The organism is Magnetospirillum molischianum DSM 120 (genome assembly GCF_000294655.1).
Lineage (GTDB): Bacteria > Pseudomonadota > Alphaproteobacteria > Rhodospirillales > Magnetospirillaceae > Phaeospirillum > Phaeospirillum molischianum.
On record NZ_CAHP01000022.1, the window covers coordinates 76292 to 88038 of the forward strand.

Annotated in this window: 12 protein-coding genes and 1 tRNA gene; 7 read left to right on the forward strand and 6 right to left on the reverse strand. The window is 61.8% G+C overall.

Translation table 11 applies throughout. The features are described from left to right. Positions 1-9: 9 nt before the first annotated feature. The 5 genes from argJ to PHAMO_RS10615 form a co-directional block, all read right to left on the reverse strand. A complete protein-coding gene (argJ, locus tag PHAMO_RS10595; RefSeq protein WP_155801716.1) occupies positions 10-1242 on the reverse strand; it encodes a bifunctional glutamate N-acetyltransferase/amino-acid acetyltransferase ArgJ in 1233 nt (410 codons plus the stop codon). A gap of 123 nt (positions 1243-1365) precedes the next feature. Next, a complete protein-coding gene (locus tag PHAMO_RS10600) occupies positions 1366-1779 on the reverse strand; it encodes a nuclear transport factor 2 family protein (protein ID WP_002729201.1) in 414 nt (137 codons plus the stop codon). 65 nt (positions 1780-1844) lie between these two features. Further along, positions 1845-2726 carry a transglutaminase family protein gene (locus PHAMO_RS10605; RefSeq protein WP_002729202.1) on the reverse strand — a complete coding sequence of 294 codons (882 nt, stop codon included), beginning with the start codon at positions 2724-2726 and terminating at the stop codon, positions 1845-1847. After that, positions 2723-5257: a circularly permuted type 2 ATP-grasp protein gene (locus tag PHAMO_RS10610; protein WP_002729203.1), complete on the reverse strand. Its 2535-nt coding sequence runs from the start codon at positions 5255-5257 to the stop codon at positions 2723-2725. Before PHAMO_RS10610 ends, PHAMO_RS10605 begins: the two co-directional genes overlap by 4 nt. 42 nt (positions 5258-5299) lie before the next feature. Continuing rightward, the gene (locus tag PHAMO_RS10615; protein WP_002729204.1) at positions 5300-6001 is read right to left on the reverse strand and encodes a cytidylate kinase-like family protein; all 702 of its coding nucleotides are present in this window, start codon (positions 5999-6001) and stop codon (positions 5300-5302) included. Between the two features lie 208 nt (positions 6002-6209). Between PHAMO_RS10615 and PHAMO_RS10620 the strand changes: the two genes are divergently transcribed. The 4 genes from PHAMO_RS10620 to PHAMO_RS10635 all read left to right on the forward strand — a co-directional run bounded on the left by PHAMO_RS10620 (position 6210) and on the right by PHAMO_RS10635 (position 8964). Next, complete coding sequence (locus PHAMO_RS10620; protein WP_002729205.1) at positions 6210-6638, forward strand: Hsp20 family protein; 429 nt, start codon at positions 6210-6212, stop codon at positions 6636-6638. 2 nt (positions 6639-6640) lie between these two features. Continuing rightward, entirely contained in the window at positions 6641-6868 is a 228-nt protein-coding gene (locus PHAMO_RS10625; RefSeq protein ID WP_002729207.1) for a DUF1150 family protein, read from the forward strand. Positions 6869-7226: 358 nt separating this feature from the next. Further along, positions 7227-8519 (forward strand): porin, encoded by a 1293-nt coding sequence (locus PHAMO_RS10630; RefSeq protein WP_002729211.1) that lies wholly within the window; start codon positions 7227-7229, stop codon positions 8517-8519. A gap of 91 nt (positions 8520-8610) precedes the next feature. Further along, positions 8611-8964, forward strand: a complete 354-nt coding sequence (locus tag PHAMO_RS10635; RefSeq protein ID WP_040566745.1) for a cupin domain-containing protein — start codon at positions 8611-8613, stop codon at positions 8962-8964. A 77-nt stretch (positions 8965-9041) separates the two neighbouring features. Here PHAMO_RS10635 and PHAMO_RS19440 read toward each other — a convergent pair. Beyond that, positions 9042-9117: transfer RNA gene (locus PHAMO_RS19440), tRNA-Ala, on the reverse strand. 132 nt (positions 9118-9249) lie between these two features. On the opposite strand from PHAMO_RS19440, the gene PHAMO_RS10640 reads away from it, so the two are divergent. The 3 genes from PHAMO_RS10640 to PHAMO_RS10645 all read left to right on the forward strand — a co-directional run bounded on the left by PHAMO_RS10640 (position 9250) and on the right by PHAMO_RS10645 (position 11746). Then, positions 9250-10509 carry a tyrosine-type recombinase/integrase gene (locus PHAMO_RS10640; RefSeq protein WP_002729215.1) on the forward strand — a complete coding sequence of 420 codons (1260 nt, stop codon included), beginning with the start codon at positions 9250-9252 and terminating at the stop codon, positions 10507-10509. Beyond that, complete coding sequence (locus PHAMO_RS19445) at positions 10506-11426, forward strand: hypothetical protein (RefSeq protein WP_002729217.1); 921 nt, start codon at positions 10506-10508, stop codon at positions 11424-11426. Before PHAMO_RS10640 ends, PHAMO_RS19445 begins: the two co-directional genes overlap by 4 nt. 83 nt (positions 11427-11509) lie before the next feature. Further along, the gene (locus PHAMO_RS10645; protein ID WP_002729223.1) at positions 11510-11746 is read left to right on the forward strand and encodes a helix-turn-helix transcriptional regulator; all 237 of its coding nucleotides are present in this window, start codon (positions 11510-11512) and stop codon (positions 11744-11746) included. Position 11747: the final 1 nt, after the last annotated feature.

Sequence of the window (11747 nt, forward strand, 5' to 3'; positions counted from 1 at the left end):
GCGCCGGTATCAGGTCCGATACGAGCCGTTGATATCGATATAAGCGTGGGTCAGATCGCAGGTCCACACCTGGGCCTTGCCACGTCCGACTCCGACATCGACTTCGATCTCGATTGTCTGGCCCTTCATGTGGGCCGCCACCGGAGTCTCGTCATAGCCAGGAACGACTTCGCCCTGGTCCGCGACCAGAACGCCGCCGATACGGATCGATAATTTATCGCGGTTGGCCTTTTCGCCGGACTTCCCGACGGCCATCACGACGCGGCCCCAATTGGCGTCCTCGCCGGCGATGGCGGTTTTGACCAACGGAGAATTGGCGATGGCCATCCCGATGACGTGGGCGGCTCGTGCACTGGCGGCACCGCCAACCTTGATCGAGACGAACTTGCTGGCGCCTTCGCCGTCCTTGACCACCTGATGAGCCAGATCGAGCAGCAGGTCGAACAGCTTGGCCTTGAAGTCGGCCAAGCGGCGGTCGGCGGCGTCGGTGATCGGGCTGTTTCCCGCCTTGGCGGTAGCGAACAGCAGCAGGGTGTCGCTGGTCGAGGTGTCGCTATCGACGGTGATGCAATTGAATGAACGGTCGGTTCCGGCCTTCAACAGAGCCTGGAGCGCCTCAGCTGAAATGTCGGCATCGGTAAAGACATAGGACAGCATCGTCGCCATGTCGGGGGCGATCATTCCCGAGCCTTTGGCGATACCGTTTATCCGCACCGTGACGCCATCGATGATGGCGGTGCGGGTCGCGCCCTTGGGATAGGTGTCGGTGGTCATGATCGCCTTCGCCGCGTCTTGCCACGCGCCGGGGGTCAGCTTGGCATAGGCGTCGGCCAGGGCGGAGGTGATCTTTTCATCGGGCAAGCGCACGCCGATGGTCCCGGTCGAGGAGACATAAATCTCGGTCGGAGCACAGCCGGCGATTTCGGCGGCCTTATCGACAGTGCGCTGGACCGAGGCGATCCCGACCGAACCCGTAAAGGCGTTGGCATTGCCGGAATTGACCACCAGCAGACGAGCGCGCCCGGTGGCAACGGCGGTGCGGCACCACTCGACCGGAGCCGATGCGGTTAGCGAGCGGGTGAATACTCCGGCGGCGCGGCTGCCGGGATCAAGCTCGACCAGCAGAAGATCGGTGCGTCCGGCATAGCGGACGCCGCAGGCGTGGCTGGCGAGGCGCACGCCGTCGATCACGGGCATGTCGGGGAAAGAGGCGGGAGCAAGCGGAGACAGCGCGGTCATGATGGTCGTCACGTCCAAATATAGCGAAAAGGTCCGGGGTGAGCATCGCACTCGGCCCGGCCGACGTCTCGCGTCGATTTAGTGACGACCGTAGATCACTTGTCCGGCGGTTGGAATAGGAAAGCTTTATCCCGAAAGCCGCCTTCGCATCAGTCGGATGCCGAGGCCCAACAGCGGCATGCGGGCATAAACCTGTCCTCCGGCATCCCAGTGATCGCGGTGAAACACCACCCGGCCTTCGGGGGTGAAGCCAACTTCGCTCATCCCTTCGATCGAAAGCCGCTGCCCGGCGATGGTGGCGGCGAAATCCCACCGCAAATAACCCCCCTTGGCTCCCATCGCCCAGTCCAGGACAACGAAGGACGGTGTGCCGAGGTCGCGCAGCATCCGCTGCAACAGGGTTTTAACCTGCTCACGCCCGGTGATGTTATTGAAGGGATCGATGAAGTGCAGATCTGGTGCGGCAAGGTCGTTCAGCCGGTCGAGAGTCTCGGGGCCGAGGCTGGACCAGAACCCCGCCCAGGATTCGAGAGGACTCATCCCGATCTGTTCCAAAATCGTTCGATGCGTACAGGCATGTCCGTTCTCCACCTGCCGGTGGACGGTCAGGCCCGGATGGCGTCAACGTCCACCGCAACTTCAACATGGTGATCGCCGCCGCCCAGGACCACCCCCCGGATCGGGCTGACATCGTCGTAATCGCGGCCCCAGGCGACGACGACATGATCCTCTCCGGCGATCATGTTGTTGGTCGGATCGACCTCCAGCCAGCCCCAGCCCGGCAGAAAGACCGCCAGCCAGGCATGCGAGGCGTCGGCTCCTTGAAGTTTTTCCCGTCCGGGTGGGGGCAGGGTGCGGATATAGCCGCTGACATAGCGCGCCGCCAGTCCGGTTGCCCGCAGGCAGGCAATGCCGACATGGGCGAAATCCTGGCACACGCCGCGACGGCCCGAGAACACCTCGGCCAGGGGGATGCCGACCGAGGTGGCATCGGGATCAAAGACGAAATCGGCGTGGATACGGCGGACTAGATCCAGCACCGCCTCGGTCAGCCGCCGTCCGGGGAGGAAGCTGGGGGCGGCATAGGCGGCGGCCTGAGGCAGCAACGGCACCTGGGCCGAGGCATGAAGAAAATCCAGGCTCCGCTCGATTCCCGCCCCGGTTCCGGTGCAAAGGCGGTCGCGGGTCGTCTCCCACGCGCCGCCGCCATCCTCGGGTAAGGGCGGTGGCGGATGGGTTTCGACCACGAATAGCACCTCGACCTCCAGCGTGGTGTGCGGCTCCTGGATCGTGAAAAAGGTGGTCGGGTTGCCGAAATAATCGAGTCTGTCATCCTTCAGTACCGCCGGAAACGGGCGGATGTCGAGATCGACCCCGTGGTGGCGCTGACGGCTGTCGCCGCGCGGGCGCAGGTGAGCGGCGTGGTGCGACAGCGAGACCGGCGCGCCGTAATGATAGCGGGTCAGGTGGCGGACGCGGAATTTCACGGCAGCGGGTCCATCGGATGCAGCGGCAGACGCCATTGGGCGTGAATAAAATACTCGCGCGAGATCACCTCGGACAGCTCCCACAGGCGCGAGCGCACCGTTTCCAGCAGTCGCTCCGCATCGACAAAGCCGCCATCGGAATCGTAATGCGAGATTACGGTGACGTCGGTGGTGCGCACGATACCGCACAGCACCGTCATCAGCCGCTGCTCGGCGCGCAGGAAGCCGGTCTCTCCCGAGATTGCGACCAGCCGGTCCATATGCCCGGCCAGCGCCGCCAACTGAAAGCCCAGGGCGCGGGGATTGTTCTCGTCGCACATCAGCAGGTCGAGCACGGCGGCAAGGCGTGGCGCGGCCAGATAGCGCGAGCGGTAGGTCATCACGCTGTCCCAGATGTCGAGCAGCAGGTCCATCGGCACCATCTGCTCGTGGGTCGCCCCGGCCAGCGCGCCGCCCAATGTGTCGGCGACCGCTCCGGCGCGCTCGATCCGCCGCCCGGTGTCCCAGAACAGCCACATCGGTCCACGGGTCATGTTTTCCATCGCCAGACCGCTGACGGCTTCGGCGGTCAGCACCACCTGATTGAGCCGTCCCTGGGTATCGCTGCGCCCGCCGGTGCCGGTCATCGCGTCGATCTCGTCCTTGAGACGCTGCAACGCTCTCCAGGTGTCGAGCGACAGCCGGTCGCGCAAGTTCCCGGCCTGCCGGATCATTCGCTCGGCATGGTCGGCCAGACTGCCCGGACTGCCGGTTGCGTGGAATGCAATCACGGCGGCGGGCAAGTGATGGGGCGGTCGGTCGGTCACTCCGGGCGGCAGGGCCAGACCCAGCCGGGCGATGGTTTGCACGGTATCGGTCGCTCGTGCGCCGTCGCTCTGATCCAGCGCGTCCTCGGTCCGTTGCAACGCCGTGCGCAGCAGCCGGGTGGTGGTCTCGCACCGTTCGAGATAACGGCCCAGCCAGAACATGCTATCGGCGACCCGTGACGGCAGGTCGCGGCTGCCGCGCACCAGTTTGACCGGAGCCGTCACCCCGCGCGCGGCGTTCTCCGGTGTCGGGCGGGCTTTGGACAGGACCCACAGATCCTTGCTGCAACCGCCTCCGGCTTGAAGTCGGGCCGTGGTCAGTTCGTTCTCGCCCGAGACCCGGACCAGCCCCCCCGGCATGACCGACCAGCCCCGTTCCGACGCGACGGCGAAGATCCGGATCACCATGTGGTGCGGCTCCAGCCGTTCCTGATTCCAGACCGGAGCCGTCGAGAGCGTGCCGATTTCCTGCGCCACCCAATCGGTTGGCCGTTCGATGATCGCGGCGACCAGGGCGCTCCGCTCCTCCGGCGTCAGCGTCGAGCCGAGGCGGGGCGGGGTATGGTTGTGGAACGCCGGGCGCAGAATCAGGCGGTCGAGCGAATCGAGAACGACCCGGCGCGACTCTTCCTGGCCGCACCACCACGTCGCGATCGAGGGCAAGGCGAGATCCTGCTCCAGATAGCGCTGGGCGACCCGAGGCAGGAACGGCATCAGGGCGGCACCGTCAACCAATCCGCTCCCAAGGGCGTTGGCGATCGCCACGTTTCCGGCCCGTGCCGCCTGGACCAGTCCGGCGACGCCGACCGCCGAATTGCCGCGCAGTTCCAGCGGGTCACACCATTCGCCAGCGGAACGGCGGACGATGACATCGACCCGTTGCAGCCCGGTCAGGGTCTTCAGGAACACGGCATTATCGCGGACGGTCAAGTCCTCGCCCTGGACCAGGGTGATTCCGAGTTGGCGGGCCAGGAAGGCATGCTCGAAATAGGTCTCGGTAAGCGGGCCGGAACTCATCAGCACCACGCGGGGCTGTTCGGCCCGGCGCGGCGATAGCGCCAGCAATCCTCGTCTTACCGTGTCGAAGAATGGTCCCAGCCGCTCGACCGGCAACGCACGGTGAATTTCGGGCAGAACCCGGCTGACGATGGTGCGATTCTCTAACGCATAGCCGGTGCCGGAAGGCACCTCGGTATGGTCCGAGATCACCCGCCAGCACCCATCGGCCCCCCGTGCCAGATCGGCGGCGTAAATGTGCAGATAGCGCCCACCCGGCGGCAGCCAGCCATGACACGGCCGCAGGAAGGCAGGATTGGCGTATAGCAGGCCGGGGGGAATCGACCCGTCGGCAATCAGGGTGTGGCGGCCATAAAGATCGGCCAGAACCGCTTCCAGCAAGGTGGCGCGTTGGGCGATCGCGGCAGACAGACGCGACCATTCCGCGGCGGGTAAAATCACCGGCAGCGGGTCCAGCCGCCAGGGCCGGTCCAACCCGCCACGATCGCCGTGGATGTTGTAGGTGACGCCGTTGTCGCGCAACAGAGTCTGGCCCAGATCCCAGCGCCGCGCGACCTCCTCGGGGGGGATCGCGGAAAAGCTGTCGATGAACTCGCGCCAGTGCGCGCGCACGCCTCGTTCGGCGGTGCTCAGTTCGTCATGGCCGCCCGGAGGGGGCAGGTAAAGGCCGCAGAAAGCACCTGCGTCCTCGGGCGTCGCATGGGGCACGGTAAAATCGGTCCTTGGGATCGCGGGCAGAGCCTCGGAAGGTCAGATCCGTTTTAGATCTTGGCGCAAAACCCGACCGTTCTGAACCGCCTTGGCCAGGGCGACGATAGTTTCGACAACATCGTCGAAATTTTCCATCCGGTCGGTGTTGATGGTCAGATCGAACTCGCTGGCGTTGGACAGACGCGACTGGAACACCTCCCACACGAACGTCTCGCGCCGATGGTTGACCTCGCGCGCCGTGGCCAGCAAATCCTCTTCCTTGCCGTGACCGGCGGCAGCCATCCGGCGGGCACAGACTTCCGGCGTTCCGGTGATGCGGACCCGTAGGGCGCATTCCTCGGACAAGATGACATGAGCGCCCCGACCCAGGATGATGCCGCCCAGGCGACCCAGATTGATCACCACCTTGACCAGCGTGTCGCGATAGCTGTCGGGGCCGATATTCTTACCCGACAACAGACGGTACAGCCACATGTCCTTGGCGCGGCCAAAGCCCTCGTCGAGCATCTGGACGATGGCGGGATCGTCTTTCAGCCGGGTGGCGACGTCGCGCAGAACCTGCTCGTCATACAGCGGCAGGTCGAGGGCCTGACTCAGCTTGGTGGCGATCACATCGCCGCCCGATCCGAAATCGCGCGACAGGGTGATGACGGGTTTGGGCGGCAGTTGCCGACCGCTCTCGTGCGGCTTCGAGACCACGGATGCCAGCGCGGAAATAACGGAAAGAACATTGTTCGACATCGTTGACCTCGCTGTCCGTCGGTTCGCGATTAGTTCAAAAGATGATACGCCTTGGCCAGGGCGATGCCAACACAAGCTGAAATGGGAACATCTCCGCTGATCGCTTGACGGCGGGACGTTCGGTCCCAAAATGATAAGGGTGACGAAGGGCGCCAAAGCGGGTCCTTCGGTTCCGTTCTCGCTCGACGTCAGAGGAGACATTTGCGTCATGTCCCGTATCGCCACCTTCAACAGCCCCCTTCTGCTCGGGTTCGATCATTTCGAACGGGTGCTCGACCGTATTTCGAAGACCTCGCCCGAAGGCTATCCGCCCTATAACATCGAGCAGGTTGACGAGACCCGTCTTCGCATCACGCTGGCGGTCGCCGGGTTCGCGATGTCCGATCTGTCCGTGGCGGTCGAAGACAATCAGTTGGTGATCCGGGGCCGTCAGGCCGAAGAGGAAGGAACCCGCGTTTATATCCATCGTGGCATCGGTGCCCGGCAGTTCCAGCGCGCCTTCGTGCTAGCCGAGGGGATCGAGGTCGAGGGGGCGGAACTGGAAAGCGGCCTGCTGCATATCGACATCACCCGCCGTCAGCCCGAGACCCGCATCCGAGCCATCCCTATTCGCGTTCCCGTCCAGGAGGAGGTCTGACCATGGCCATTATCGAACATAAGATGAGTCCGGCCCTGGCTGCCCGCGTGATGAGCGTTTCCGATCTGGCGGGGTGGGGGCTGTCGATGGTCGCCTACGTTCGCTGGATAGCAGCGGGCGAGTGGGCGATTTGCTCGGCGGACGGAACTCGGATCGGAACGGCTCCTGATCGCCTGTCCGCCTTCGCCGCGATCCGGCAGCACGATCTTGAACCGCTGAGCGTACATTAACGTCTTCGCAATCAAGCATCGTCATGAAAACGTCATGTTCAGGGCCGCGTCGGGCAAAGATGATCCGACGCGGCCCTGAATCGTTTTCTTTGATGAGGATTTTCCCGGCTCGACTAACGCCCCGGAGTGAGTGAACAACGATTCCGAGGCTTCGAGACAGGATCGGTTCCGATCGATGCCGGATGACATTGTTGCTTTCATGCCACAGTGCGCGGCATTCATCACAGGGTACGAGGGGGCTTGCTTGACTGCGGCGGCTCGGCTGTGGCGTCATGCTGCCAAGAAATCGGTTGGCTTGTTGGTTTGCTTGCAAGCGCAGCGCTAATCAGAGTTCAGCTACTCAAGAGAGGGAGTTCCCATGAAGAAGATTCTTTTCGCCAGCACCGCGCTGGTTGCCGTTGGCCTGATGGGTGCCGATGCAGCCCAGGCTGCGGATCCGATCAAGTTGTCGGTTGGCGGCTTCTCCCGCTGGTGGGTTGTTGGCGCCGAGCAGAGCAGCAGCTACTCTGATGCCCTGAATGCCATTGCTGGTGGCCGTGGCGCGGCTGGCCGCACCAACACCGCCGGTATCAAGGGCGACAACGAGATTCACTTCCAGGGCAGCACCGCTCTCGACAACGGCCTGAAGGTCGGTGTGTTCGTGTCGCTGGAAGCTGGCGGTCATACCGACCAGACCACCGACCTGATCGACAGCAGCTACGCCTGGGTTGAAGGCGGCTTCGGTAAGGTGTTCGTCGGTACCCTGAAGAACGGCGCGGCCCTGCTGCACGTCTCCGCTCCCGACGCGGCCGGCAACTTCTCCGAAGGCGGCATGGCCACCGGCAACTACACCATCACCAAGCCGGGTGCCGTGATGGGCATGAACCAGCGCGCTGGTTACAGCAGCTCGACCAACACCACCGCGATCATCACCGACAACAAGGCCGAGAAGATCACCTACGTGACTCCGGTCTTCGCGGGTCTGACCCTCGGTGCCACCTATGTCCCGACCGCCGTGTCGGAAGACAACCGCGCTCAGGGCACCGCCCGCGCCCAGGCTTACGGCGTCGGTGCCGGTTACACCCGCACCATCGGCCCGGTCGGCTTGAAGCTGTCCGCCGGTGCGGTTCAGACCCAGCTGTCCGCTGGTGAGACCTTCACTCAGTATTCGGGCGGCACCCAGCTGTCCTATGCCGGTTTCACCCTCGGCGGTTCGTACCAGTTGGCTCGTGACGCCATTGCCAAAAGCGGCAATGTCGCCAACGGTGTCGGCGGCTTCAATGGTATCACGAACGGCACGAACGGTGTGGTCAACCTGACCACCAACAACCCGCTCGGCAACACCAAGTTCGACTTCGGTGGTCAGGCTTATGACGTTGGTTTGCAGTACGCGACCGGCCCGTATGCCATCAGCTTCGCCTACTTCCACTCCGAGACCAAGGGTGCGAAGGCTGACACCAGCGCTCTCTATCGCGACCATGGCGATGACACGATCGACTTCTACCAGGCTTCGGGCAAGTACAGCCTGAGCGCCGGTATCGATCTGCTTGCCTCGGTTGGTTACGCGGCTTACGAGAGCGGCCTGTATGACCGCACTCCGGCTGGCGCCACCAAGGACGCGCTGAAGAACGACGGCTACTACGGCATGACCGGTCTGTCGCTGAAGTTCTAAGCCGTCAAGGCTTTGGTTGAGGGAAGGGCGGCCGATCGGCCGCCCTTTCTTTTTGTGCTGTCTCACGCCCTTGTTTTCGATGGATGTCGTGATGCGGACGTCTGGAAATTTGTTTGGCGATCTGCCTCTTCCGTCCCAAGACGAAGAGATTGTCGCGCTTCTGTCCGCCCCTGGTGTGCGGATTGAACGTATTGTCTCGACCGGACAGGCCAGCCCGCCCGATTTCTGGTACGACCAGGATTGGGCCGAATGGGTGATGGTGGTGTCGGGAGCCGCCCAGATGCGTTTCGAGGCGGAGCCGGAGTTCCGTCGAATGGAGGCGGGCGATTACCTCTTGATTCCGGCTCATTGTCGCCATCGGGTGGAATGGACCGATCCGTCAGTGCCGACGATCTGGCTGGCCATTCATTTCGACCAGGGCCGGGCCGAAGCTCCTACGATATAATCCTCTGCCCCTCTGGATGGCGATCGGGCAAAATAAAAGGCCTAGACCGTGACTCGGCTAGACCTTATCGGGAAATATGGTGGAGCCGAGCGGGATCGAACCGCTGACCTCCTCGTTGCGAATGTTAGGGTGCTGGTGTTACCGCCTGCTTCCGCAAGCCACCGGATGCTTCCAATCCATTGCATTTTAACGCTTATATACGTTACTCTCATGAGGCGGTGAGAGACGGAGAGCACCCAATGTTGCCTCCGCGTGATTCCGCAATGATTCCGCATAGGGGGGAGAATGGCCCGTTTGACGAAACGCACCGTCGATGCGGCCAAGCCGGATGGGCGAGACTACTTCCTCTGGGATGAGGACTTACCCGGATTTGGTCTGAGGGTATTCGCATCGGGTGCCAAGTCGTACCTGATCCAGTATCGGGTCGGTCGGACTGTTCGGCGGTTTACCATAGGCCCCCATGGAGCCTTCACACCTGACGAGGCCCGTAGTCGTGCAGCCAAGCTGTTGCAGACAGTTCGGGATGGGGGCGATCCCTCGGCAGAGAAAAAAGACCGACTCAAGGCCGAGACGGTGGCCGAACTGGCTGACCTCTATTTGGGGCCAGATGGACGGGCAGCTCGTCCACGGAAAAAGGAAAGCTCATGGACGCAGGACACTTCCTGCATTCGTCGGCACATCCTGCCGCTGTTGGGGCGCAAGGTCGCCCGTAACCTGACAGCGGAGGACATCGAGCGTTTCCAGGCGGATGTTGCGGCCGGGAAGACCGCTACGGACGAAAAGACCGGATTTCGAGGGCGTGCCATCGTCAAAGGCGGCAAGGGCGTAGCGGCTCGCGCCGTCTCGTCACTGTCGGCAATGCTGGCTTATGGCGTGTCGCGGAAGCTATTCGCCACAAATCCAGCGCAAGGTGTCGTTCTCTACAAAGGTGAGAAGAAAGAACGGCCCCTTGGTCCGTCAGAGGTGGCGACCCTCGCCCGTGGTCTGGCGATCCTGGAAGACCTGGGCATGGTGTCCCCAAGCATGGCCGCCGCGATCAAGCTGTTGCTGCTGACCGGAGCCAGGAAGGGCGAGATCACCAATCTTCGCTGGGAATATGTGGATCTAGAAGGCGGACGGTTAAACCTGCCCGACAGCAAGACCGGCGCAAAGGTGATTCCGCTGCCCGCTGCCGCCGCTCGGATCATCGCCGATCTGCCCCGCCGCTCTGAATGGGTCCTGCCGTCCACTCGATCGGATGGGCCGATCGTCGGCTTGCAAAAAACGTGGGAGATGACCCGCGAATGGTGCGGCATCGACGCGGTCAGACTGCATGACCTGCGGCATTCGTTCGCCACCTATGCGGTTTCGGACGGTGCCAGCCTTTACCTTGTCGGTAAGGCGCTGGGCCACAAACAGAGCCGCACCACCGAACGCTATGCCCATGTCGCCGACGATCCGGTGAAGGCGGTCATGGACCGCACAGCCGACCATTTGGCGGCTTTGATGGAGATCGACGCCAACTTGGGTGGCGAGGTTATCAAGATGACGAAGAGGCTAAAATGAACGACAGTTCGACAAATGACCACCTTCCGCGTCCTATCGATCAGGGTAGGGCTGCAAGGAAGGCCGGAATTCTGCGTGCAGATAACCCCTATGAGCCCGGGTCGCTCAAGGCAAAGTTTTGGGCTAATGGCTGGGACACTCCAGATTGGAGCGGAATTGTCGTGGACGGTTCCGATTCGGCACATGGGGAATGCTTCAATGTGGATAGAGCATTTAGAAGTCATCTGAGAAATGAACCGCAACCAATCTCCACAGAAGTTGACGTTATTTCTTCGTGGGACGCTCTTCAGTGGATAGCATTTGGTCGCCCTCGAATCAGCTACTCCCCAGTTCCACTTAGCCGTCTTCTGGATGAGGATGCTGAATGCACACTTTCTGCCGTCGAGGAGGCTTCAATTAATGTTGCAGCCGCAGCTCTTCGAAGATATTGCGCGGCTGGAAACGTAAGATGCGGTTTTATCGAAGATGATTTCAGTGACGATGATTGCGATTTTAGAGCGTTTATTTTTTGTAAGGAGGAATTTAGGTATTTAGAATTTTTGTGGGATGGCTCGATCTACTCAAAAGGGATGTTTCACTCCCCTGAAGTTTTTATTTTATACGAAGATTTAAAAAATATAATGTCACCATGTGAGGGTGCAGAAGAAGAGCAATTTAATAATGTTGCTAAAATCAGGGGGTTTGACAGTCCTCGGCGAGGTCCGAAATCAATATTTAATGAAACAGAATTCTGGTCATTTGTAGCATGCATGGCCGACCTTGACGGCATCCCCGACACACAATCTGAATTTATTAGATGCATAGATGAAGTTCTAATTCAGAACTGGGGGAGTTCCCCAGGGGAAACTTGGCTGAAGAAGAGGGCTATGGCGCTATATCGAGCGAGGTCGCAATTTCGGAAGGGAAATAGCGACTGAAATAGCAACCCTATAGAGGCTGACACTCTCCCCTCGCTCCCCCATCGTTCCCTCACGTTTCGCTTCGATCCGTGAGGGAGCCAATGAGCAACCAGACCTTTCTCGACCGCCCCGGTGCCGCCGATTACATCAAGGCCAAGGGTCTTCCGATCAGCGCAGGCACGCTGCGCAAATACGCCACCGTTGGGGGCGGCCCCCGTTTCCAGAAGTTCGGCCGTCGTGTCGTCTACAATCCTTCCGATTTGGATGCCTGGGTTGACGGCCGCCTGACCGGGCCGTTGTCCTCGACCTCCGATCCCGCCGCCCAGCGGGCCGCGTGAG